Raw genomic sequence first — 23,929 nt, forward strand, 5'->3', positions numbered from 1 at the left:
CGAAAGTCTCCTTTCCACGCGCGAGGTGGCGGCGCGGAATGCATGGGCGGTCAGCGGGTGCGGGAAATTATAAGGTCGTTCGCGGAAGGATGACGATAGCAGCCGGCCGTCGGCGCGCTGTTTTGCCGGCTGTCGCTGCGGTGTGCCGCGTTTTGAGTCGATATGTCGCGCCGGCGTGACAAACGATGGCACGGCCGGCAAGATGGCGAGCTCATCGTCAGGAGAACCCATGTCACGCCAACCGCATGCGTTGCCCGTGCTGCCGCTTGCATCGATCGACAGCCTGTCCGCGACAGGTGAACTCGTTGCCTTCAACGTCGGCGCGGACGATGCGTTGTACGCGGCATTTGCACTGGAACCGCTCGATGACCGGACACGCTCCGACGGCGCTTCGTTCGCGATCACGCCCCCCTCGGCTGCGCAGCGCCATCGCTTGATTGCGTGGCGCGAAGGCGAAACGCTGCTCGATCTCGTCGTCGACAACGAACCGTTCGATATTCACGAGATCCAGCCGGTGGGAGACGATCTGCTGCTGGTCTGCTGTCGATCCTCTTATCGCGGGCCGGACGACTTCGACCTGAACGGCCGCCTCTATTGCCGCGACGGCACGCGTTGCGGAGAAATACTGCTGGGCGACGGCATCCGGTCCGTGCAGGTCACGGACACGGGAGAGATCTGGACGTCCTATTTCGACGAAGGTGTCTTCGGCAATTTCGGCTGGGGGGCGCCGGTCGGGGCGTCCGGACTGGTCGCCTGGAGCCGGCGCGGCGAACTGCTTCATGCGTTCTCGCCGCCCGAGGGGCTGGGCCCGATCGACGACTGTTATGCGCTCAACGTTCAGGGCGACCACGACGTCTGGTTGTATTACTACAGCGAATTCGCGCTCGTCCACTTGCGCGACCGGCAGCCTGTTGCGTCATGGCGTATTCCGGTCAAGGGCAGTCACGCGTTCGCGGTGATGGAAGACCAAGCGCAACACGGTGAATGCGTGGCGCTGTTGTGCGGGGCATACGGCGATCGCGACGTGTTGCAGCTCGTGCGTCTGGGCACCGATGGCCAGGTACGGGTGGTACGCGCGTATCGCATGCTGAATGGCGGCTCGGCGCCTGTGGGTGTGGCACGCGCGGTCGGCCGTGGTCGTGCGCTGTACGTTGTCGGCACGGACGGCAACGTGTATCGGATCGACATGACGGGGCTTTGCGCGGCCGATACCGCTTAACGTGGCCAGTTCCGCCGCGACACGACCGCGAAACTGATCGCGATCGACCCCGTTACCACGCGCGGCGGCGGATCGTCGAGCGCGTCGCCGAAGCGAAAACGGCGGCTGCGTCCGTCGCTGCGTTCGGCACGACGTTTCGGCGCACGCGTATCGGCCGCGGCGGTGCGTTCGTTCGCGACGGCCGTATCGCACGGCTGGTCGGCCACGCAGTCGGCGGCATGATCGAGGGGCATGACAGTCGGTTCCGGGAAGGGCATGCCCGTATTGAACGTCATTGCCTTCGATCGGTAAAATGAATGTTTCAATCGTTATGATTCCTTTTAAGAATGGAATTGAAACTGCTGCGTACGTTCCTGACCGTCACCGAGCTGTGCCATTTCAGCCGCGCGGCCGATACGCTGCACATGAGCCAGCCGGCACTGAGCAAGCAGATCGGTGCGCTGGAGGCGAGCCTCGGCGGCAAGCTGTTCGAGCGCGGGCGGCACGGCGCGGAGCTGACGCCGTTCGGCGAGCGTTTCCTGCCCGACGCGCAGGCGCTCGTGCGCGATGCCGACGAGATCCTCGCGCGCGCACGGGAGGCGACCAGCGGGCAGCGCGGGCATCTGCGGCTCGGCATTTGCCTGTCGGTGCTGACGATCGTGCCGAAGCGGGTCGCGGAGTTTCGTCGCCGCAATCCGGGCATTGCGGTCACGTTGAGCGACCTGTCGTCGTCCGAGCAGACACGCCGGCTGCGCGCGGGCAAGCTCGATGCCGGGTTTCTGCGCCTGCCGTCCGACGAAGGTTTGTCGTCGTTCAAGGTGATCGACGAGGGGCTCGCGCTGGCGGTGCCGCCGCATCTCGGCTTCAAGCGCGTGCCGGCCGATCTCGACGTGCTCAACGAGATCGGCTTCATCGCGCTGCAGCGAGCGCGGGGCCCGGGGCTCGCCGCGCAGATCGATCGATGGTGCGTCGAGCGCCGCTTCGTGCCGCACGTGACGCAGCAGGCCGAGGACGTGCAGTCGGTGCTGACGTCGGTCGCGGCCGGTGTCGGCGTCGCGTTCATTCCGTCGCGCGCACAGTACCTGCTGCGCGATGCGACAGTGCTGCCGCTCGATGGCCGGAATGCAAAGTGGCGCGTCGGGCTTGCGTGGCGGTCGGATCGCGACGATCCCGTGACCACGCGCTTCGTGTCGTTCATGCGTGCCGCGATCAAGGACGCCTGACGGACGAAGCGATATAGTCTCCGCAATCGGCGCTGAATGCGCGAATGAATACCTGTCTGCTACGGACCGAACCGATGACCTCAGAATCCGACGAATCCCCGCTCGATCCCGCACTCGTCGCGACGCTCGCAACGCTGAACGACGCCGCGAGCGATCCGGCCGGCAAGACCTGGTCGTTGCCGAAGATCGCGAAACGCACGCAACTGCCGATGAGCACGCTGCGCCGCGTGCTGACGCAGCTCGACGCCGCGGGCCTGAGTGCGACGACGCTGAACGAAGACGGCACCGGCAGCGCCGCGCTGACCGACGAAGGGCGCGCCGTGTGCGCGCAATTGTTCGGCGCGAACGATACGCAATGAAAAACGGGCCGCTGGAAGCGGCCCGTCGTCTGGCGGTTCGGTATGCGGTTCGATGCCGCATACCTGCGTGTCACCAGCGCGCCGTCACGCCGCCCATCACCGAATGACGATAGGTCTGGTCGTTCAGCCCGCGCCGGTAGCCGATGTCGAGATCGAGCCACGGCTTCGGCGAATAGATCGCGCCCGCGATCGCGAATGCGGGATTCGCGCCGGCGCCGCGCTCCGTGTTGCGCGACGTGCCGATGTCGGCCACGATCTGCAGCTTGTCGGTCGCCTTGTAGATCGCCGCGCCCGACACGGCCCAGATCGACGTCAGGTCGCCCTGGCGATTCGGCTGGTAAGTGAGGCCCGCATTCGCAAGCAGCGAGAAGCGAGCGATGTCGGCCTGCGCGAGCAGCGTCGCGCCGGTGCCGACGCGGCCGGTGCCGAGCCCGCGGCCGTCGTTGCCGGTCGGCATCGTCACCTTCGGTTTCAGCGCGAGCGACAGCGGCCCGCGTTCGACGAAGCGCCATTTCATGCCGATCTCGACATCGCCGATTCCCGCGCCGTTCTCGTCGGTCCGCGTTTGCAGATGCGTATAAGGCGCGTTGACGTAGAGGTCGACGTGTTCGCCGAACCCGCGCGTGAGCGTCGCGTTCCATAGCTGGTGGCGGCCGTTGTCGTCCTGCTTCGAGGTTTCCTCGCCGTTGAACTCGAACTGCCAGTTCGCATTGCCCTGCGTGCCCGTATCGTCGCTGACGAGCGGGTGAGCCGGATAGGCGTCGAACGGTGCGAGGAGTGCGCTCGCGGCGGCGAGCGGAAGGATTCTTTTCATCACATTACCGATAGAGCGTCGTGAAAGGCCGGCCCGCGCGCGTTGCGCGGGCCGGTACATCGTCATCCGAACGGAATCAGAACCACTGCTTGTAGCGGCGCACGTAGATCGTCTTGACGATCTGCGCGAGCAGGATATAGCCGACCATCGTCGTGGCGAGCCACAGCCAGAAGGTGCCCGGCAGGTGCATGAAGCCGAGCGACTCCGCGAACGGCGAGAACGGCAGCCAGCAGCCGATCGCGATCGCGGTGAATGTTGACAGCAGGACCGGCAGCGCGGCCGTGCTCTGCAGGAACGGAATCTTCTGCGTGCGCAGCAGGTGCACGACGAGCGTCTGCGACACGAGGCTCTCGATGAACCAGCCCGAGTTCATCACGATCTGGCCGCCCGTACCGCCGTTCAGGTGATACATCGCACCCGCGCCGAATACCGTCCACATCAGGATGTACGTCGTGATGTCGAACACCGACGACGTCGGCCCGACCCACAGCATGAAGCGGCTGATGTTGCCGGCTTCCCACTTGCGCGGCTTCTTCAGGAACTCGGGGTCCATCTTGTCCCACGGCAGCAGCATCTGCGACGTGTCGTAGATCAGGTTCAGCACGAGCAGCTGCGTCGCGAGCATCGGCTCCCACGGCAGGAACGCGCTGGCGACGAGCACCGAGAACACGTTGCCGAAGTTCGAGCTCGCGGTCATGTTCAGGTACTTCAGGATGTTGCCGAACGTCTCGCGGCCCTTGATCACGCCTTCCTCGAGCACCATCAGGCTCTTTTCGAGCAGGATGATGTCGGCGGTTTCCTTCGCGATGTCGGCGCCGCTGTCGACCGAGATGCCGACGTCGGCGTCGCGCAGCGCGGGGGCGTCGTTGATGCCGTCGCCGAGGAAGCCGACCGTGTGGCCGTTCGCCTGCAGCGCCTTGACGATGCGAGCCTTCTGCAGCGGCGTCAGTTTCGCGAACACCGTCGTGCGTTCGACGACCTGCGCGAGCGTCGCGTCGTCGAGCGCTTCGATCTCCGTGCCGAGGATCGGCTTGCCGGGTTCGAGGCCGACCTGGCGGCATACCTTCATCGTGACGATCGGGTTGTCGCCCGTCAGCACCTTCACCGCGACACCGTTTTCGCGCAGCGCGGCGAGTGCCGGCGCGGCCGATTCCTTCGGCGGGTCGAGGAAGGTCAGGAAGCCGCGCACGACGAGGTCGTGTTCGTCGGCGGTGCGGTACTGCTCGCGCTCGTCGCCGCGCGGGATCGTGCGCGTCGCGAGCACGAGCACGCGGAAACCGTCCTCGTTGTACGCGCTGGCCTGTTCGAGCAGCCGCTTGCGCGCGACGAAGTCGAGCGGACGCACGCCGTCTTCATCCTGCACGTGCGTGGAGACGGCCAGCATCTCCTCGACCGCGCCCTTGCAGATCAGCAGGTGCGTGCCGCGCGTGTCCTCGACGACGACCGACAGGCGGCGCCGGACGAAGTCGAACGGCAGTTCGTCGATCTTCTTGTAGCCCTGCGGCTTCACGCGCTCGCCGATCTCGTCGGCACGTGCGACGACCGCGATGTCGATCAGGTTCTTCTGGCCGCTCTGGTGGAAGCTGTTCAGCCAGCCGAGCCGCAGGATGTCCTCGTTCTTGTGGCCCGACAGGTCGAGGTGATGCTCGAGGATGATCTTGTCCTGCGTGAGCGTGCCGGTCTTGTCGGTGCACAGCACGTCCATCGCGCCGAAGTTCTGCACCGAGTTCAGGCGTTTCACGACGACCTTGCGGCGCGCCATCGCGACCGCGCCGCGCGCGAGGTTCGCGCTGACGATCATCGGCAGCATCTCGGGCGTGAGGCCCACGGCCACCGCGAGCGCGAACGTGAGCGCGCTCAGCCAGTCGCCCTTGGTCAGCCCGTTGATCATGAACACGATCGGCACCATCACGAACATGAACTTGATCAGCAGCCAGCTCACGCTTGCGACGCCGCGGTCGAAGCTCGTCTCGATGCGCTTGTGGCTCACGACGTTGCGCGCGAGCGAGCCGAAGTACGTATCTTCGCCGGTCGCGACGACGACGGCCGTCGCCGTGCCGCTGACGACGTTGGTGCCCATGAAGCAGACGTTCTCGAGATCGAGCAGCGATGCCGATGCATCGTTCGCCGCACCGTCCGCGGGCGAGCTCGCGGATTTGCCGGCCACCGCGCCGAGCGTGTCGTATTTCTCGACGGGCAGCGCTTCGCCGGTCAGCACGGCCTGGCTGATGAACAGGTCGCGCGATGCGAGCAGGCGCACGTCCGCCGGGATCATGTCGCCGGCCGACAGGTGCACGATGTCGCCGGTCACGACTTCGCGCATCGGCACTTCGCGGCGCGCCGGCTCGGACGTGTCGGTCACGGAACGCTGCACGGTGGCCGTCGTGCGGACCATCGCCTTCAGCTTCTCGGCCGCGCGCAGCGAGCGGAATTCCTGCACGAAGCGCAGCAGCGCGCTGATCGTGACCATCGTCAGCAGGATCGTCATGCCGACGTAGTCGCGATCGTCGGGTGCGGCGAACCAGACGTCGGTGAAGAAGCTGATGGCGGCCAGTACCAGCAGCACGTAGACGAACGGGTTGTGGAAGGAAAGCAGCAGCTGGCGCGTCCAGTGCGGCGGCTTGTCGTGCGCGATTTCGTTCGGGCCGTAGTGCTGCAGGCGATCGGCGGCCTGGTCGTAGGTGAGGCCGCGCGTGCTGGTATGCAGCGCCTTCAGCGTGTCTTCGAGCGGACGGGCCGCTTCCTGCGCGACGCGCATGATGCGCGGTTCGTTCTGCTGGCCGGCGCCGGTCTTGATGAAGCCGCGCTGTTTCTTCTGCGAGGTGTTGTGTCGTGTCGTCATGAGTCGTTCCTTGCGCACGAGGCGGCGGGCGGGGAGCGACCGTGACGTTATCGACGCACGAGCGCTCCCCGCCGCGTCGCGTCAGGCGCGATCGGCTGTGGATCGGTGATGGATGGAACGCTCGCCGGCGCGTGCGGTGCGGCCGGAGGGGCGATGCGCGGCGTCGCACCGGCGAGCGGTAATCGACTACTGTCGTCTGAGTTCATCTGCACTCCTGTCGGTTGCGGGTAATCAGCACGGGCGATCGACGGCGACGCACGCACGAAGGCGCGCGGCCGGACGGCACGCGAACGGAAGGCGCACGCGGCTGACGCTGCGCGCAACACGAACGCACGCGCGCGACGGCGCGGCGCGTGCGTTCGACAACATCGAAAATTCGGCGGGAGATCTGGCCGGTCAGGCCGGAAGGGCGCCGCATCCTGCTTCCCGGGATGCGGCAGAAGACGAGGCTCTGCGCGTTTTCCTCAGGCAGCAGTCAAGTTGGTCAAGCACCAACTACAACTCGCATCGGTGTTCACAGAACACTCCATGTAATTAGACGGGAGCGATGGTAATGGGTCGCTGTGCGAAGCGTCAACCCTTTTGTCGGTCGTTATTTCGAGAAACGTAATCGGGCTGATGTGTGCGTGGCGCCGCCCCGGATTGCCGCGAATGAAACGGCCGCGCGCATGCGTGATCGGCATGCGCGCGGCCGCGTGGAAGCAGGGCGGGTTACTGGCCCGCTGCCGCGATGGCGGCCCCTGCGTCGACAATGCCCGAGCCTGCCGGCATCGCGGAGCACGACGTGCCGGCCGCGAGCTTGGTCGTGCGCGCGCCGCCTTGCAGCTTCTGCTGGATCTGCGCGGGCGTGAGGTTGCCGTTCACCGACAGCATCAGCGCGGCGATGCCCGACACCTGCGGCGTCGCAAGGCTGGTGCCGTTCGCGAGGCCGTAGGTGTCCGAGCCCGGCGTCGTGGTGCCGGTGTTCGACGTCGACAGGATGTTGACGCCCGGCGCGCTCAGCGAGACATCGGCGCCGAAGTTGCTGAACGAGGCACGGCGGCCGGTCGCATCGGTGGCGCCGACGCTGATCACGCCGCGGCAGTTCGCAGGCTGGTCGAGCCCGGTCGACAGGCCGTCGTTGCCGGCCGCGACGACGACGGTCACGCCCTTCGCGGTCACGTCGTCGATGGCCTGCTGGAACGTCGTGCTGCACGCGCCGACACCGCCGAGGCTCAGGTTGATGACCTTCGCGGGGCGCGGGTTCGTCGGCACGCCGTTCACCGGGATGCCGGCTGCCCAGCGCATCCCGTCGGCGATATCGCTCGTCACGCCGCCGCACTTGCCGAGCACGCGCACCGGCAGGATCTGGCTGAGCCATGACACGCCGGCGATGCCGGTGCCGTTGTTGGCGGTCGCGCCGATCACGCCCATCACGCGCGTGCCGTGCCAGCTGCTGTCGCTCGGCTGGCTCGCGCAGTGATAGTACGGGCCGTTTGCGTTGTCGAGTTCCTGTTGCGTGACCCAGTCGCCCGGATCGGTTGCGTCAGGGTTGCGCGTCAGGCCGTTGTTGCTGGTGTTGACGTTGCTGATGAAGCTGTAGCCGGACAGCAGGTTGCCCATGAGGTCGGCATGCGGCCGGTAGCCGGTGTCGAGCACGGCCGTGACGACGGTCGGCGAACCCTTGGTCACGTTCCAGGCGGGCGGCAGGTCGATGCCGGCGGTCGGGTCGGACAGGTACCACTGCTGGTTGTAGAGCGGATCGCTCGGCGTGTCGCGGATCTGCATCGGGTGATCCGGTTCCGCGTAGTCGACGTCCGAATCGGCCGCGAATGCCTGCGCGAGCGCGGCTGCGTCGGTGGCTGCCATGCGCTGGCCGAGCGACAGCACGGCCGCGCCGTTCGAGATCGTCCGTTCGACCTGCACGTTCACCGGGGCTTGCCCGACCGTGCTCGCATAGGCACGTGCACTGCCGGCGACCGGTGCCGTCCAGCGCGTCATCGAGCGCTGGATGACCGCGTCGAGCCGCGTCCCGTTGTCGATGGCCGCCATCGCACGCGTGGCCGTCAGCGTCTTCAGCTTGACGATCAGGTGATCGATCGGCGCTTCTGCCGGCGCGGCCTGCGCGGCCATCTGCACGGCGGCCTGCTGCGTCGCGCATGCATTGTTGCCGGCCGAGGCGGGCGGGGTCGTCGGTGTGCCGGGAGCGGGCGTCGGGGCGGGGGCAGGTGCCGGTGCCGGCGCCGCGTTGGACGAAGACGGGTTGCTGCCGTCGCCGCCGCCTCCGCCGCCGCAACCGGCGAGGGGCAGGAGGGCGGCGGCGGACAGCATGCCGGCGAGCATGCGCGCATGTGCGGAGCGCGCCAGCGCAAGATTGAAACGCTTGGTTCTCATGTTGAAACTCGATCCTCGTAGATAACCGTCGTGCCGGCGGTGGCGCTGGTCCGGCTGACCCGGACCTTGTCGTTTTTTGTCTGGCGGCCGCGGCAAGCTTGCTGCGACGCGCCATGCACTGGGTAACGGCTGGCGCGGCGGCTTCTTGAGTGCGTTTCACGAGAAAAACCGGGGCTTGCGCAAACGATTACGTTGCTGCGTCGCAGCATGAACACGTGTTTGGAACGTGTGGCACAGAAGGCGGGGCGAGCCCGCGTGCGGCCGGTCGGGCGAAATGCGCGGCAAGGGCCGGTTTGCGCGGCACGGCAAACGTCTTTCAATGCGCGGTCACGGTGGAAGGTTGCTTACGCTTTCCCTGATGCGACGCGAATTTTGTCGGGCGTAGGATCGCGATTCGATCAACGTTTCGTCAGGAGAAAAGCATGGATCGCCGCTTATGCAGGCTGGCCGTCGCGCTGTCCTGTGCGCTGGCGGGTACCGCGCACGCGCAGGCCCTCACCGGCACGCTGAAGAAGATCAAGGACACGGGCGTCGTGTCGCTCGGCATTCGTGAGTCGTCGGTGCCGTTCTCGTATTCGGACAACCAGCAGAAGAACATCGGCTATTCGCGCGACATCGCATCGCGCATCGTCGACCAGCTGAAGACGGAATTGAACCTGCCGAACGTCTCGGTGAAGGAGATCCCGATCACGTCGCAGAACCGGATTCCGCTGCTGCAGAACGGGACGATCGATTTCGAATGCGGATCGACGACGAACACGCTCGAACGGCAGAAGCAGGCCGCGTTCTCGAACAGCATCTTTCTTTATGGCATCCGCTTCAGCACGCGCAAGGATTCGGGCGTGAAGGATTTCGCGGACCTGGCCGGCAAGACGGTCGCGACGACGGCCGGCACGTCGGACGAGCGCCTGCTGCGCAAGCTCAACGAAGAGAAGGCGATGAACATGACGATCATCAGCGCCAAGGATCACGCCGAAGCGTTCATGAACGTCACGACCGGGCGCGCGGTGGCGTTCGTGATGGACGAGCCGTTGCTGTACGGCGAGATCGCGAAGGATCGCAACCCGGGCGCGTACACGGTGACGGGCACGCCGCTGGTTCACGAGAATTACGCGTGCATGATGCGCAGGGACGATCCGGCGTTCAAGCGCGTGGTCGACGGCGTGATTGCGAAGATGCAGACGTCGGGCGCGGCCGAGAAGCTCTACGACCAATGGTTCATGCAGCCGATCCCGCCGAAGAGCGTGAGCCTCAACTATCCGCTGTCGGCGGAGATGAAGCAGCTGTTCAGGAATCCGACGGATCAGGCGCAGTATTGACCGGATGCGGTATTGATCGACATTCGGTAATGAAAAACCGCCGGTGCGTGCCGGCGGTTGCGGTGTGGAAGGCAAGTGGCTGGAACAGCATCAGGTCTTGATCTCCGGGCCAAGCGCGACCGGTACCGCCAGGAACGCTCGAGGTACCGGCCCAAGTCAGGATTCGAGCGGCCTGAAGCGTCTGCTGCAATGCCCGTAGCGGATTTCCGGGTATGCCGCAATCGGCATTCAACCTCGTCCGTGCCAGGGGAATCCGGCGGCATGACGCGACAACAGGCACAATACGGCATTCGACATGACGCACGGGTGTTCGCGGTTCGAACATCGCACGACTGCGTCACCGCTGTCCGACCTCCTCCCCAGTCGTCATGAACGCCACGCTCACTCCCGCGCGCGAGTCGAACTCGCCGCGTTTCCTGTTGTTCCTGATCTGCCTGTTCGCGTCCGCCGGCCAGCTCGCGATCGACATCTACGTGCCCGCGCTGCCCGACATGGCACGTTCGTTCGCGACCACGCCGCAGGCGATCCAGTCGAGCGTGTCCGGCTACATGGCCGCCTACGCGCTCGGCCAGCTCATCTTCGGGCCGGTCGCCGACGCATATGGGCGCAAGCGCGTGCTGGCGTTCGGGCTCGTGATCTATACGATCGGCTGCCTGCTGTCGCTCGGCGCGCAGAACCTGGAGACGTTCGTGCTGGCGCGCTGCCTGCAGGGTTTCGGGATCGCGACCACCAACCTGCTCGCGAAGGCGATCATCACCGATTCGTTCTCCGGCCAGGCGCTGATGCACGCGTTCACGTACATGTCGATCGCGTGGGGGCTCGCGCCGATCATCGCGCCGGTGATCGGCGCGCACCTGCAGGAATGGTTCGGCTGGCGCGCCTGCCTCGTGTTCCTGCTGGTGTACTCGCTGGTGATGTGGGCGCTGCTGTGGCGATACCGCGAAACCTTGCCGAAGCCGGTGCATCTCGAGCCGCGCACGCTGATGGCGAACGCGGGCAAGGTGCTGGCGAGCCCGGTGTTCCAGAGCTGCTTCCTCGCACAGGGGCTGTGCTACAGCATCCTGCTGGTGTTCAACATCGTCGGGCCGTTCATGGTGCAGACCACGCTGCACAAGCCGCCGACCTTCTTCGGTTATCTCGCGCTCGGCATCGGGCTCATGTATTTCCTCGGCGGGCTGTCGAACCGCATTCACGGGCGCGGGCTGCCGAGTGCCGAGCAACGGCTGCGTATCGGTGCACGCGTGATGGCGGGGGCGTCGGTCGCGATGCTGGTGCTGGCGCTGACCGTCGGGCTGCGCGTGTGGACGCTCGCGACGCCGGTGCTCGTGATGGGTTTCTGCGCGGGCGCGATGTACCCGACGCTGATGGCCAAGGGCAATTCGCTGTTTCCGCATATCGCCGGCTTGACGAGCGCGATCCTCGGATGCGCGCTGCTGCTCGTGTCGTCCGCGATGATGGGGCTGGCCGGTTTCGTGTCGATCCATGTCCTGACGCCGCTCGCGGTCTTCTTCGTCGCGCTGTCCTGCATCGTCGTGTGGATGGTCACCAAGCTGCTGCGGTACCTGTCGCAGCAGCAGGCCCAGGCCGCGCCCGTCGCGTGCGGGCGTGGGGAGGCCGCGTAAATGCCGCCTGTCGACTGCTCCATGACCCCGATCCTGCTGAACCGCGTCGCCCGAACCGACGCCGCCGACCTGATCGCCGCCAATCGCGCGAGCCGGGACCATCATCTGCCGTGGGTCGACTCGTTCACCGACCAGGCGGGATTCGACCAGTGGTTCGGGCGCTGCCTGACGGGGCCGAACGTCGGCTTCGTCGCGCGCGAGCGCACGTCCGGGGCGGTGGTCGGCGTGGTGAACCTCAACGAGATCGTCGGCGGCGTGTTCCAGAGCGCGTATCTCGGGTACTACGGGATGGTGGCGTTCAGCCGCAAGGGGCTGATGACCGACGCCATGCGCGCGGCGATCGGCGTCGCGTTCGGCGAACTCGGGCTGCATCGGCTCGAAGCGAACATCCAGCCGGGCAACCATGCATCGATTGCGCTGGTTCGGCGGCTCGGCTTCACGAAAGAGGGGTTTTCTCCGCGTTATCTGCGCATCGACGGCGCATGGCGCGACCACGAACGGTGGGCGCTGCTGGCCGACGACGCGCCCGAAGCGCGCGGCTGACGCGCGATACCAGGCAGTAGCGGGCGACCTTCTTCCCGCCGCCGGCCGCTTGTCAAAGCGGATGCGCCGCGCCGGCCTGCGTGAGCAGCGTAACCGCAGCCGGATCGGGCATCCCGTTCGCGTCGATCGCGCCGGCTTTCGCGAGCGCGACGAGATCGCTGTCGACACCCGGTTGCCCGACCGTGAACGACGTGGTCAGGAACGCCGGCGCCGTGAGCGTGACCGAATAGCGCTGCTGCAGGTTCGTCACCACGGCCGATTGCGCGGCCTGTACGGTGTTCGGGCTGTTCATCGCCTGCTGGTAGCGCGGATTGCCCTGGAAATTGCCGATCAATGCGGCGGTGTTCGTGCCGAGCTGGGCGGCGAGATAGACCAGCATCAGTTCGGTCTCGGGCGTCGTATTGAACGTGCCGCCCGCGTACGCGAGCGAATGCAGGCTCGTGCCGCCCGACGTCACGGTGACGACGCACGGCAGCGCGGCATTGACCGTCACGCGGTAGTTGCCGCCGCCGTCGGTCAGCGTCGTCGCCGAGCCCGTCACGCAGCTGACCGTCACCTGCGCGCTCGCGAGCGCGTCGCCCGTCGCGGCCGTGCCCGACAGCGCGACGGTTTGCGTGTTGTTGTTGTTGAAGCAGACATCCACGCCGAAGCAGGCATCGCCGTTGCACGCCTGAAGCGTTGCGAGGGTGGCGAGGCAGAGCGTGCCCAGCGCGGGGCGGATGAAACGCCTGGGGTGCAGGTTCATGGTCGCTGGCCTTGAGGAGAGTGGGGCAACCGGTAGGCGACGACGGTGCGGCGCCGTTCACATTCTATGTCCCGAAGCGGGGCGCTGCTTGCCCGTTTCGGTCGTCTGGCCGGCCTGCGGCCGGACGCGGCCTGACGACGAGCGCGACGTGCAGCGGCACGCTGAAATGACGAGATCCGGAAGTCGGCCGGAAACCTTTCAGTTCCTTTCACAATTGGTTATGCTGCGGGACGATTAAAAACGACGAGAGAACGTGCCGTTCCCGATGGAGCCGGCGCGCCGTTTCCGACATGAATTCGAAACGACAGACGGGCCGGCCGTGCGCGCCGGGCGGCGAGGGCGATCCGGCATCGCGGGCAGGCACGGCCCGAACCGGCATTCGGCACACACGCGGCACCAAGGGCGTGACCGGCAGGTCCGGCTTCCGGAAGGCCACTGCCTTGCTCGCGGGCGCGATCCTGCTGTTCGGCGGCACGGCCATCGCGGCGCCGGCCGAAGAAGGCGGCGTTGCCGTCGCGGCGTCCATGGCCGCCACGTTTTCCACCCCGACCCGGTCGGCCTGCACACACGTGGCCGCCGCGGCAGCCTATCCGGTCGCCCCGAAGCCGGAAGCCGCACCGCCGTTGAAAGGCCGCGTGACGGACACGACGGGCGTGCTGAGCGCGGCCTGCGCCTCCGAGCTGACCGACCGCCTCGCCGCGCTCGAACAACGGCTCGGCGTACAGGTCGCGATCCTGCTGGTCGGGTCGACCGGACAATCGACGATCGAACAGTTTGCGACCACCGTGTTCGACCAATGGAAACTCGGCAAGGCCGAGGTCAACAACGGCCTGCTGCTCGTCGCCGCGCTCAACGACCATACCGTGCGGATCGAAGTCGGCTACGGGCTCGAAGGCACGATTCCGGACATCGTCGCGGGCCGGATCATTCGCGAGCGGATCGTGCCGGCATTCCGCGAGAACCGCATTGAAGCCGGCATCAACGATGCGCTGGACGCGCTGACGCACGAAATGATGCCGGCCGACGTCGCCGCGCCGGAGCCGCCCACACCCGCCACGGCGCTCGACGGGCGCGACGAAGCATACGAAACGGCCGCGGCGACCGCGACGGATGCCGCGAACCCGCCGCCCCGCGACGCGCGAGCCGGCGGCGAAAAATACCAGTCGAACGGCCTGCCCGAGCGGAAACGCCCGAACACGGGCGGCGTGCGGTTCTGGTTCCTGCTCGGGGTTGCCAATGTCGTGCTCGGCGTGGTCGCGCAATGGCGCAAGCTGCGCCGCAGGGTGGCGCTCCTGGCCGCCTGGCTCGTGGCGGCCGTCGTGCCGGTCGTGATGCTGCCGGTCGGCGCGATCTTCAACGGCAATCTCGAAGCCATGCTGGGCGCCGCGGCGTTCGTTCCGGCGGCCGCCGGTGTCGGGCCGTGCCTGCTCGGCATCAACCTGTTCCGGTCGGCGCGCGTGCGCAAAATCACCGCGATCGTGGGCGGGACGCTGTTCATGATCGTCGCGATCGGGCGCGAAATGGACTATTCGGTCGGGGAAGTGCTGTCCGGCATCTTCGGCGTGCTGTGCGTACTCGCCGTGATCTGGGCGAAGCTGACGGGCGGCGGCTCGTCTTCGTCGTCATCCTCGTCCGGCTCCCGGTCGCAATCGAGTTCCGATTCGTTCCGCGGCGGCGGCGGATCGAGCGGCGGTGGCGGCGCATCGGGCCGCTGGTAGCGTCCGCGCGCAGCCTGCCTGCGCACCTGATTCCTTTCACCTGCCGCTCCGCCCGGAGCGTTCAACCGGAAACAACCCATGATGAAATGGATTCGAATCCTGCTCGTATGCTGCGTGCTGGCCCCGCTCGCGGGGTGCGGCTACAACGCGATCCAGTCGTCCGACGAGGACATCAATGCCGCATGGTCCGAAGTGCTGAACCAGTATCAGCGCCGCGCGGACCTCGTGCCGAATCTCGCCGCGTCGGTGAAGGGCTACGCGTCGCACGAGGCGCGCGTGCTGACCGAGGTGGCATCGGCCCGTGCGCGCGTGGGCAGCGTGCAGATGACGCCGGAGATGGTGAAGGACCCGGCCGCGCTCGCGGCGTTCGACCAGCGGCAGGGCGAGCTGTCCGGGGCGCTGAGCCGGCTGATGGTGGTGTCCGAGCGTTATCCGGAGCTGAAGGCGAACGAAGCGTTCCGCGACCTGCAGACCCAGCTCGAAGGCACGGAAAACCGCATCGCGGTCGCGCGCGGCCGCTACATCAAGACGGTGCAGCACTACAACGTGCAGATCCGCCAGTTCCCGGGCGTCGTGATCGCGAAGATCTTCGGCTACCAGCCGCGCCCGAATTTCAGCGTCGCGAACGAAGCGGCGGTTTCAACCGCGCCGGCACTCGATTTCTCGGCGCAGTCGCAGTCGCAGCCGCAGCCGGCGAAGGCAAACGCGGCCGGCGAGTAAGGCCGGAGCGTCAGGTCGAAACGTCCGACCGAAGCGCGCACTCAGGGCTTGCGCGCGGCCGCCTTCGCGAACGCGCCGCGCACCTCGAAGCCGATCGCGTCGGCAACATTGCCGCGCGCATCGACGAGTTCGAGCCGGTGCCGGCCCGGCCACGGCATCCACGCGACGCGGTCGGCATGCCCGATCACCTTGTCGTCGAGCCGCCACGCGAACTTCGCGGTGCGCCCGGCCGAGCGCTCGAACCAGATTCGCTGATTCTTCGGCGGAATGTCCGGGTCGATCGCGAAGATCGTGCCGTCGGTCGGCGTGCCGATCGTCAGCGGCGCGCGCGCGCCGTCCTTGCCCGGCGTGACGGGGGCGGCGAGCCGGATCGTGTCGACCGCCGTGCCCGCGACGAACCACTCGTTGCGTGACGGTTCGATGTCGCGCTCGAAGGTGATGCGGCGCGTCTCGACGCCGGCCGGCGCGCGCGGCGCGCGGCTCGGCACGTCGCGGTGCAGGTAGCCGACGACGGCCGACCACACCGGCGACGCGCCCGTGACACCCGACACGTCCCACATCGGCGAGCCGTCCGCATTGCCGACCCACACACCGACCGTATAGCGCGACGTGAAACCGACGGTCCAGTTGTCGCGCATGTCCTTGCTCGTGCCGGTCTTGACTGCCGAGAAGAAGCGCGTCGCGAGCGGATTGTCGAAGCCGAACGTGCGCACGCGCGCGTTGTTGTCGGAGAGGATGTCGGTCACGACGAAGCTGGCTGCCTCGCTGAACACGCGCGTGCCGTCGGCCGCGCGGGCGGGCGAGGCGGCCGATGCGCCGGATGCCGGTGCCGGCGTTGGCCGGTCGACGACCTGGCGGGCGACGCCGCCGTTCGCGAGCGCGCGGTACGCGTTGGTCAGCGACAGCAGCGTGACGTCCGCACTGCCGAGCGCGAGGCTGAAGCCGTAGTAGTCGCCTTCCTGCGCGAGCGGCAGGCCGAGCGCAGTCAGCGTGCGCGCGAAGCGGTGCGGCGTGACGAGCACGAGCGTGCGCACGGCCGGCACGTTCAACGAGCCGCCGAGCGCGCTGCGCACGCTCACCCAGCCCTTGAAATCCTTGTCGTAGTTCTGCGGGATGTACAGGCCGCCGCCGGCGGCGAGGTTGATCTGCGCGTCGTCGAGCAGCGACGCGGCCGTCAGCCGTTTCTCGTCGATCGCCTGCGCGTACAGGAACGGCTTGAGTGTCGAGCCGGCCTGGCGCGGCGCGAGCACGGCGTCGACGTCGCGCGCGCTCGACAGCGCGCCGGACGAGCCGACCCATGCACGAATCTCGCCGGTCGCGTTGTCGATCACGACGACCGCACCGTCCTGCACGTTGCGCCGGTGCGCGGGCGCGTTGAGTTCGGTCAGCGCGCGCATCAGCGTGTCGCGTGCGAAGCGCTGCAGCGGCGCATCGAGCGTCGTGCGCACCTGCGCGCCGGCCGCCGGCCGGACCTCGGCCGCGATGCGTCGCGCGAAGTGCGGGGCGAGGGCGGCGCCGTCGTCGCGCGCGGCGCTGGCCGGCCGCGCGGTGACCAGCTGCACGTAGCCGTCGAGCGAAGCACAGGCCGGCTCCGCGTGCATGTCGCGCAGGATCCGGCACGCGCGCTCGGCGACCTTCGCGGGCGTGGCGTTGGGCGCACGCACGAGCGCGGCCGCGATCGCGGCTTCGCGTGCGTCGAGGCCCGACGGCGCCTTGCCGAACAGCACCTGCGACAGCGCGGCGAGGCCGATCGTCTCGCCGCGGAACGGCACGAGGTTCAGGTATGCTTCGAGCACCTGGTCCTTGCGCCAGCCGCGTTCGAGCAGCAGCGCGTTGACGGCCTGCGAGGCCTTCTGCGGCAGCGAGCGCTGGCCCGACCGGCGCGGCGAATCGCTGAGCAGCCCGGCGAGCTGCATCGTGACGGTCGATGCGCCGCGCGTGCGTTCGTTCCACAGGTTGCCCCACGCGGCGCCGGCGATGCCGCGCCAGTCGACCCCGCTGTGTTCGTAAAAGCGCTTGTCTTCCGACACGACGATCGCCTCGCGAAACGCGGGCGACACGTCCGCGAGCGACACCCAGTCGCCGCGCCGTTCGGTGAGGTCGACGCGCGTGCGCTGCAGCGGCGTGCCGTCGCGCGCGAGCAGCACCCAGTCGGAGCTGCGCCAGTTGCGGCGCACTTCGTCGTAGCCCGGCAGCGCATGCGCGACGAGCGGCGCGGCCAGCACGACGGCGACGAATACGCGGCCGGCGAAACGCGCCGGCCGCGGCAATACCTGATCGATCATCGCGTACTCGTTACTTGCCCGCGTCGGCCGGCTTCACGGTCATCGGCGGGTTCGGCCACAGGCCGTACACGGACGGCGCGTACAGCGCCTCGACACGCGTCGGCGGCAGCCCGAACGTGCCGACGTTGTTCAGCCGCACCGTGTACTCCACCGAGAATTTGCCCTTCGGCAGATAGTCGTAGTACGCACGGTAGCCGTCGAAGTCGCGCTCGATGAACGCCGGCCAGGCGCCGTCCGGCGTCTTCTCGCCCTGCGTCGCGGCTTCGGAGTCGCGGCCGAGGCCCGAGCCGAGGATCGTCGAACCGGCCGGAACCGGATCGTTGACGACGACCCACGTCATGTCGCTCTGCGCGTCGATGTCGAGATGCACGCGCACGACGTCGCCGCGCGTCAGCACGCCCTTGACGGCGGGCGACACCGGCGTGACGGTCTTCGTGATCCGGTAGCCGGCCGCGAACGGCGAACGCAGCGGCACGGCCGCGAGGCTTTCGATCGTGGCCCACGGGCGGCCGGTGCCGTCTTGCGTGACGGACAGCGTGGCCGGTGCCTGCGACGCGCGCGGCCACGGCAGCATCACGCTGCGGGCCGCGGCGGCGCGGGTGGCCGGGGTGGCCGGGGTGGTCGATGCAGCCGGGTCGGCGGGCGCGGGTGCCGGCGCCTGCGACCACGAGATCGTGCGTTCGTCGCCGCCGAGCGCGACCTTCGTCGCGCCGGCAACCGGCGTGCTCTCGTAGGTGCGCGAGAAGCGCTCGACCGCGAGCAGGCCGAGCGCGTTCGACGTGGTCGTCTGCCATGCGCCCTGGCGCTGCAGGGCGAGCAGGCCGGCCGTCACGCGCGGCATCTCGTCCTTCCACGCCGGATCGCCGGCGAATTCCAGCGCGAGGCGGGCCGCGTTGGTCTCGTTGCTGGTCATCAGCCACCACAGGTCGTCGTCGCGCGCGGTCGAGAACACGAGCTGCGTGCCCTGGTACGTGAGGCGTGCCCGCAGGATCTGCTCGACCTGCGCGCGTTTCTCGTCGCGTTGCGGGATGTCCTTCACGCGCGTGAGGATCGCGTGATAGTCGATCACCGCCGACGTCGGCCACTGGTTCGGCGCGATCTCGATCGAGCCGAGCATGCGTCCTTGCGCGGCACCGTAGCGCGACAGCGCCTCGATCGCGGCGAGCTTGCGGAGGTCGCGATCCTGGCGCGGCGCCCACGTGTTGCGCTCGAGGCGGCCGTCGACGAAGCGCGCGAGCCCGGCTTCGAGCTGCGTGCGGAGGTCTTCCGGCAGCGCGAAGCGCGGGTCGAGACGGCTCGCCTCGTCGGACACCACGAGCAGGTACGACGACAGCGTCGCGCTGCCGGCGTGCGAATCGTCGGACGACGGCGGGAAGTAGCTCGCGAGCCCGTCGCTGTCGAGATAGACGGGCATGCGGGCGATCAGCGCCTGCCATTGCGCGGGATCGCGCAGGCCGATCGCGCGCGACGTCTGCTGTTCGAGGCAGCGGTACGGATAGCGCTCGAACCAGCGCTTCACGCCGGGCAGTCCGTCGGCGAGCTTCGACTGCAGCGACACGGCGATGCCGCCGCGCGGCAAGCCTTGCGCGTTGTTCGCGGCGCCGGCCGGGGAGGCCACCGGCACCGTCAGCGTGCCGTCGACCTGCGCGAGCGTCGCCTGCTGAACCGTGACCGGCAGTGCGGGCACGACCTTCTGCGCGACCGCCAGCGCGTCGGACGCGCGCTTGCCGCCTTGCTCGGCCGCTTCGATGCGCCAGTTCAGCGCACCGGCCGCGTCGAGCGCCTGCTCGGGCACGGTGATCGTCCATGCGACTTCGGTTGCCGTATTGGCCGCCAGCGATATGGTTTGCGGTGCGACATCGAGGCCCGTCACACGCGGCGTCACGACGACCTGCATCGCGCGGTCGGTCGTGTTGCGCAGCGTGACTTGCGCGCGGAACGCGTCGCCTTCGCGCACGAGCGGCGGCAGGCCGGAGATCAGCTGCAGATCCTGCGTACTGCGGATCGACGTGCTGCCGGTGCCGAAGCGGTCGGGGCCGACCGCCGCGATCGCGACGATCCGGAAGCGCGTGAGCGCGTCGTTCAGCGGCACCTCGACGGTCGCGCTGCCGTTGGCGTCCAGCGTCACGCGCGGATTCCACAGCAGCAGCGTGTCGAACAGCTCGCGCGTCGGCGCGCTGCCGCCGCCGCCGCCGGCCGGCACGGCCTTGCGGCCGAAGTGGCGGCGACCGACGATTTCCATCTGCGCGGTGGCCGTCTCGACGCCGTACGCGCGTCGCCGCAGCATCGCGTCGAGCAGGTCCCAGCTGTTGTTCGGCATCAGTTCGAGCAACGCCTCGTCGACGGCCGCGACCGCGATCTGCGTGCCGGCCGGCGCGGGCTGGCCGTTCGGCAGTGTGACCTTCACGTGCGCCTGCGCCTTGCTGCGCACGGTGTAGCGCGTCGCGTCGGTCGTCACGGTCACGCCGAGACGGTGCACGCCGGTGCCGACCTTGATCTCGCCGAGGCCGTAGCGGAACGCGGGTTTCGACAGGTCGACGAACGCCGTCGGCGCTTCATAGTGACGGCCCTCGCGCCAGAATGCGCGTGCCCATTCGACCGGTGCCTTCCAGCCCCACGTGAAGAACGAGTACCAGGGCACCTCGCGAATCCGGCCGCGCAGCGCGAGCACCGACACATAGACGTTCGGCCCCCACGTGTCGCCGACCTTCAGGTCGACCGTCGGGTTCTTGCCGTTCAGTTCGACGATGTGCGTTTCCATCACGCCGCCGCGCTCGACCGCCACCAGCGCGGTCGCGTAGCGGAACGGCATGCGCACCTGGAAGCGGGCGGTTTCGCCCGGTTCGTACGAGGTTTTCTCGGGGATCACGTCGATCCGGTCGGTGTTGTCGCCGCCGAACCAGAGTTCGTCTTCGCGCGTGACCCATACCGAGGTCGACGCGTTCGACGTGCGGCCGTCGCCGTCCTTGGCCACCGCGATCAGCTGCACGTTGCCGGCCTGTTCGAGCGTCGCGTCGCAGGCCATGCGGCCCTTGTCGTCGGTCTTGCCCGAGCACAGCACGCCGAGGTCGCGGGTGTCGCTCTTGTTGTCGTACGCATAGAAGCCGCCGACCATCCGCTTGCGCGACGACGTCGTGATGCGCGCGACGCCCTTGATCTCGATCGGCACCGACGCGCGCGGCTTGCCTTGCAGGTCGACCGCCAGCGCCTGCACGGGCACGCGCTGGCCGACCGAGACCCAGCGGCCCGCCTTGATGCCGGCCACCACCGCGGCCGGCCACAGGATCGTGTCGCCGCGAATCGTCTGCACTTCGCCGTTCGGGTCCGCGAACGTCGCTTCGAGCGCGATGCGCTTCGGTGCGTCGACGTCGGGCAGGCCCTTCAGCGTGACCGAGCCGGCACCGTTGCGGTCGAGCGTCAGCGGCAGCTTGTCGGCGATCAGCTTCGTCGCGTCGGGATCGTTGTTCGACGACGACGCGTTGTCGCCGTCCTGCGAATCGTCGTCGGCATTGCCGTCGCTCGTGTCGGGGCGATACGGCGTGAAGCTGAAATCCTCGAAGCGATCGGCGAACGGCGGCGATGCCCACTTCATCAGCGCCGACACCTGCACGGGCAGGTTCGATGCGCCGCCGCCCGACACGTAGTCGATCTGCACCGCGAGCGGCGCTTCCTTCACGGCGACGAGCGGGCTCTTCTGCGCGTCGCGCGCGCCGATCGATCCCTTCAGCACCGGCAGGCGGAACGCCTCGACGCGGAAGCTGCCGCTGTAGTAGGTGGACGTGGGCGAGTCTTCCGGGCCGCCTTCGAGCTCGACGCTGTATTCACCGAGCTTCGCGGCGGCCGGCAGCGTGAACTGCGAGTCCGCGCTGTGGTCGGCCGCCCACGTGAGCGGCAGCTTGTAGGTCTGGCCCGTGCCGAGATGGCGGATCGTCACGCGCGTCGGGTATTGCGACGGGAACGCGAGGCTCTGCAGCGTCTCGGACCGGATGAAGTGCTTCATCGACACGGTTTCGCCCGCGCGCAGCAGCGTGCGGTCGAACACCGTATGCGCGCGCACGGTCCGTGCGCTGTCGGTATCGGTCGGCACGTTGAAGCGCCACGATTCGATCCCGCGGTTCCAGCCCGAGCTGACGAACGCCATGTCGGGGCCCGTCTTCGGATCGTTCACGCGGGCCGACACGAAGTAGTCGTCGAAGCGTTGCTCCGAGTCGGACGAGCTGCATGCGCGCTTCGATTCGAACGCGCCGTCGATCTTCAGCAGCCCCTGCGCGTCGGTCGTGCCCGATGCGATTTCGTCGCCGTTGCAGTCCGACACGCGGATCTGCGCGTTCGGCACGGGCTTGCCCTTGTCGAGCGTCGTGACCCACACGAGGTTGTTTTCGCGGCCCTGTTTCAGGTGCACGCCGAGGTTGGTGACGAGCACCGTGGTGCGCACGTACATGCTCGACGGCTTCGCGAGTAGCGAGCGGCCGAGCGCGGGCGACGCGAGTTCGAGCACGTAGAAGCCGGGCTTGTCGATCGGCACGCCGACGACTTCGAACGGACGCAGTGCCTTCGGGTCCGCCTTCGGCAGCGTCAGCGCCTGCACGCCGGGCTGGCCCTTGAGCAGGGTCAGCGAGCGCACGTCGATGCGGCGATCCTTCGGTGCGGGCGCCTTCTCGCCGGCTTCGCGCGGCACGTAGGCGGGGTGCTGGCCCTTGCGTTCGAGCAGGCCGGGAATCTGGCTGTCGATCGAGCCGGCCGTCATCGACCAGTTGTCGAAGCGGTCGACGGTGCGCATCCACTGACGAATCGCGGTGTCGTCGTCGACCTTCAGGTTCGAGAACTGCGCGCCCTGGGTGTTCAAGCCGTCGATATGCAGGTCGGCCTCGACGTTGCGCAGCGTGACGGGTACGAGCGCGGGCGTATCGGGTTCGGCGAAGCGTTCGACGATCCCGAAGGTGCCCGACGAGAACTTCGCGAGCGGCGGCATCGGCGCGGTGCGCGTCGCGAGCGGGAACAGGTCGGCGTTCGACAGCGGTCGGTCGGTCACGTCGCGCAGGCCCGACGGCAATTCGATCGTCAGGCCGGCCTGCTCGGGCAGCGGCGGGTTGAACGTGACGGTGGTGACTTCCTCGCTCTTGTCGTCGGCCGCGAAGGTCGGCGACAGCGAACCGTCAGGGCCGCGCAGCTTGATCGCCTCGGCGTTCTTGCGCGAGATCGGCGCGTTGAACGACAGCGTGAGCGGGCGCAGCGGCGTGCAGGGCGCTTTCGCGTTCTCGCGCTCGCACGAGAAGCTCGCGGCGAACGGTGCGCGCACGGTGAAATCGAAGCGCCGTTCCGTTTCGTTCGGAATCCCGCTCGGGCTCGTGACGCCCTTGCCGTACACGAGCTGCATCTTTGCGCTCGCGGGCAGCGCCTGCGCGCACGACAGCGTCAGCACGCGCGCGGCATCCTTCTTCAGCCCGAAGTGATCGAGCAGCGCGTTGCGCGCATCGTTGTCGGCGGCCGTGACGGGAATGCGGTTGCCGATGCCGGCCGCTTCGCACCAGATGTTCGCGAGCGCCGAGCGCGGTTCGGCCGGGCCGTTCAGCTTGAGCACGAATACCTGGTGTTCCTCGATCTCGCGCGAGCCGGGGCGGACGTTCACCGGGAACGGGCCGCCCGTCTGGAACGTGAAGCGGCGCGGGCCGCTGGCCGCATTGCCGGCGACCGAACGCAACGTGTCGTTGAGCGCGACCGAGCAGCGCACGCCGGGCGGCAGGTCGTTTTCGAAATCGTAAACCCAGGTCTTGTCGTCGAGCCAGTGACCCTGGCCGCGCGCGGCCGCGGAATCGTTGCAGGTGACGCGTGCGGGATTCGGCGCGGACGCCGAGCCGAACGCGACCATCGGTTCGTCGAACTTGACGACGCTCTGCCGGACTTCGGTGACGGTGCCTTGCGGCGAGACGCTCACCGTGCGGGCCGCGCCGGCATGCAGCGACAGTGCCGTGGCGCCGCCGAGCGCCGCGACGGCGCCAAGGCGCCAGAGCAGCCGGGTGGTGTGGTGGATGCGTTCCGTTTTGTTCTGTTTGTCGTGCTGCTTCATCGCTCGATCGCCCTCGGAGGGAAGCTTTCTGTTTGATTGCACGCGATTCTAACCGACCGACATGCGCATGCATCGTCGCGCGCGGTCAGTGTGTCGCCGGT

The 23,929-nt window shown here is 68.0% G+C and carries 15 protein-coding genes; 8 read left to right on the plus strand and 7 right to left on the minus strand.

The window, feature by feature from the left end; translation table 11 throughout:
- Positions 1–229 precede the first annotated feature (229 nt).
- On the plus strand, positions 230–1,219 hold the full coding sequence (locus tag PQB87_RS24710) for a YxiH-YxzG fusion protein (RefSeq protein ID WP_153489365.1): 990 nt from the start codon (positions 230–232) through the stop codon (positions 1,217–1,219).
- Here the strand turns inward: PQB87_RS24710 and PQB87_RS24715 are convergent.
- Positions 1,216–1,494 carry a hypothetical protein gene (locus tag PQB87_RS24715; RefSeq protein ID WP_059854141.1) on the minus strand — a complete coding sequence of 93 codons (279 nt, stop codon included), beginning with the start codon at positions 1,492–1,494 and terminating at the stop codon, positions 1,216–1,218. The genes PQB87_RS24710 and PQB87_RS24715 overlap by 4 nt on opposite strands.
- Positions 1,495–1,545: 51 nt before the next feature.
- Between PQB87_RS24715 and PQB87_RS24720 the strand changes: the two genes are divergently transcribed.
- Positions 1,546–2,421, plus strand: coding sequence for a LysR family transcriptional regulator (locus PQB87_RS24720; RefSeq protein WP_489244110.1), 876 nt, complete (start codon positions 1,546–1,548; stop codon positions 2,419–2,421).
- 74 nt (positions 2,422–2,495) lie between these two features.
- Positions 2,496–2,780, plus strand: a complete 285-nt coding sequence (locus PQB87_RS24725) for a transcriptional regulator (RefSeq protein ID WP_113046845.1) — start codon at positions 2,496–2,498, stop codon at positions 2,778–2,780.
- 70 nt (positions 2,781–2,850) lie between these two features.
- On the opposite strand, the gene PQB87_RS24730 is transcribed toward PQB87_RS24725, so the two are convergent.
- From PQB87_RS24730 to PQB87_RS24740, 3 genes are all read right to left on the minus strand, one after another.
- Positions 2,851–3,594: a transporter gene (locus PQB87_RS24730; RefSeq protein WP_042976749.1), complete on the minus strand. Its 744-nt coding sequence runs from the start codon at positions 3,592–3,594 to the stop codon at positions 2,851–2,853.
- A gap of 76 nt (positions 3,595–3,670) precedes the next feature.
- Positions 3,671–6,436, minus strand: a complete 2,766-nt coding sequence (mgtA, locus tag PQB87_RS24735; RefSeq protein ID WP_489244113.1) for a magnesium-translocating P-type ATPase — start codon at positions 6,434–6,436, stop codon at positions 3,671–3,673.
- A 711-nt stretch (positions 6,437–7,147) separates the two neighbouring features.
- Complete coding sequence (locus PQB87_RS24740; RefSeq protein ID WP_059687073.1) at positions 7,148–8,809, minus strand: S8 family peptidase; 1,662 nt, start codon at positions 8,807–8,809, stop codon at positions 7,148–7,150.
- 422 nt (positions 8,810–9,231) lie between these two features.
- Here PQB87_RS24740 and PQB87_RS24745 point away from each other — a divergent pair, with 422 nt between their 5' ends.
- The 3 genes from PQB87_RS24745 (at position 9,232) to PQB87_RS24755 (ending at position 12,293) form a co-directional block, all read left to right on the plus strand.
- Positions 9,232–10,128, plus strand: coding sequence for a glutamate/aspartate ABC transporter substrate-binding protein (locus PQB87_RS24745; protein WP_489244115.1), 897 nt, complete (start codon positions 9,232–9,234; stop codon positions 10,126–10,128).
- Positions 10,129–10,496: 368 nt separating this feature from the next.
- Positions 10,497–11,750 carry a multidrug effflux MFS transporter gene (locus PQB87_RS24750; RefSeq protein WP_059687071.1) on the plus strand — a complete coding sequence of 418 codons (1,254 nt, stop codon included), beginning with the start codon at positions 10,497–10,499 and terminating at the stop codon, positions 11,748–11,750.
- A gap of 21 nt (positions 11,751–11,771) precedes the next feature.
- Positions 11,772–12,293 (plus strand): GNAT family N-acetyltransferase, encoded by a 522-nt coding sequence (locus PQB87_RS24755; RefSeq protein WP_111939931.1) that lies wholly within the window; start codon positions 11,772–11,774, stop codon positions 12,291–12,293.
- Between the two features lie 52 nt (positions 12,294–12,345).
- On the opposite strand, the gene PQB87_RS24760 is transcribed toward PQB87_RS24755, so the two are convergent.
- Positions 12,346–13,038 (minus strand): hypothetical protein, encoded by a 693-nt coding sequence (locus PQB87_RS24760; protein WP_175830254.1) that lies wholly within the window; start codon positions 13,036–13,038, stop codon positions 12,346–12,348.
- Positions 13,039–13,328: 290 nt separating this feature from the next.
- On the opposite strand from PQB87_RS24760, the gene PQB87_RS24765 reads away from it, so the two are divergent.
- Entirely contained in the window at positions 13,329–14,756 is a 1,428-nt protein-coding gene (locus PQB87_RS24765) for a TPM domain-containing protein (RefSeq protein ID WP_489244117.1), read from the plus strand.
- An 81-nt stretch (positions 14,757–14,837) separates the two neighbouring features.
- The gene (locus PQB87_RS24770) at positions 14,838–15,476 is read left to right on the plus strand and encodes a LemA family protein (protein WP_111940056.1); all 639 of its coding nucleotides are present in this window, start codon (positions 14,838–14,840) and stop codon (positions 15,474–15,476) included.
- A gap of 41 nt (positions 15,477–15,517) precedes the next feature.
- Here the strand turns inward: PQB87_RS24770 and pbpC are convergent, their stop codons facing one another.
- Complete coding sequence (gene pbpC / locus PQB87_RS24775; protein ID WP_111939934.1) at positions 15,518–17,761, minus strand: penicillin-binding protein 1C; 2,244 nt, start codon at positions 17,759–17,761, stop codon at positions 15,518–15,520.
- Between the two features lie 10 nt (positions 17,762–17,771).
- Positions 17,772–23,828 carry an alpha-2-macroglobulin family protein gene (locus PQB87_RS24780; RefSeq protein ID WP_489244119.1) on the minus strand — a complete coding sequence of 2,019 codons (6,057 nt, stop codon included), beginning with the start codon at positions 23,826–23,828 and terminating at the stop codon, positions 17,772–17,774.
- Positions 23,829–23,929 lie beyond the last annotated feature (101 nt).

The organism is Burkholderia sp. KL41 (genome assembly GCF_057005415.2).

Bases quoted from the DNA above. Each gene is read 5' to 3' on its own strand.
- PQB87_RS24710 (WP_153489365.1), top strand. From the start codon at position 230: ATGTCACGCCAACCGCATGCGTTGCCCGTGCTGCCGCTTGCATCGATC.
- PQB87_RS24715 (WP_059854141.1), bottom strand. From the start codon at position 1,494: ATGACGTTCAATACGGGCATGCCCTTCCCGGAACCGACTGTCATGCCC.
- PQB87_RS24720 (WP_489244110.1), top strand. From the start codon at position 1,546: ATGGAATTGAAACTGCTGCGTACGTTCCTGACCGTCACCGAGCTGTGC.
- PQB87_RS24725 (WP_113046845.1), top strand. From the start codon at position 2,496: ATGACCTCAGAATCCGACGAATCCCCGCTCGATCCCGCACTCGTCGCG.
- PQB87_RS24730 (WP_042976749.1), bottom strand. From the start codon at position 3,594: ATGAAAAGAATCCTTCCGCTCGCCGCCGCGAGCGCACTCCTCGCACCG.
- mgtA (WP_489244113.1), bottom strand. From the start codon at position 6,436: ATGACGACACGACACAACACCTCGCAGAAGAAACAGCGCGGCTTCATC.
- PQB87_RS24740 (WP_059687073.1), bottom strand. From the start codon at position 8,809: ATGAGAACCAAGCGTTTCAATCTTGCGCTGGCGCGCTCCGCACATGCG.
- PQB87_RS24745 (WP_489244115.1), top strand. From the start codon at position 9,232: ATGGATCGCCGCTTATGCAGGCTGGCCGTCGCGCTGTCCTGTGCGCTG.
- PQB87_RS24750 (WP_059687071.1), top strand. From the start codon at position 10,497: ATGAACGCCACGCTCACTCCCGCGCGCGAGTCGAACTCGCCGCGTTTC.
- PQB87_RS24755 (WP_111939931.1), top strand. From the start codon at position 11,772: ATGACCCCGATCCTGCTGAACCGCGTCGCCCGAACCGACGCCGCCGAC.
- PQB87_RS24760 (WP_175830254.1), bottom strand. From the start codon at position 13,038: ATGAACCTGCACCCCAGGCGTTTCATCCGCCCCGCGCTGGGCACGCTC.
- PQB87_RS24765 (WP_489244117.1), top strand. From the start codon at position 13,329: ATGAATTCGAAACGACAGACGGGCCGGCCGTGCGCGCCGGGCGGCGAG.
- PQB87_RS24770 (WP_111940056.1), top strand. From the start codon at position 14,838: ATGAAATGGATTCGAATCCTGCTCGTATGCTGCGTGCTGGCCCCGCTC.
- pbpC (WP_111939934.1), bottom strand. From the start codon at position 17,761: ATGATCGATCAGGTATTGCCGCGGCCGGCGCGTTTCGCCGGCCGCGTA.
- PQB87_RS24780 (WP_489244119.1), bottom strand. From the start codon at position 23,828: ATGAAGCAGCACGACAAACAGAACAAAACGGAACGCATCCACCACACC.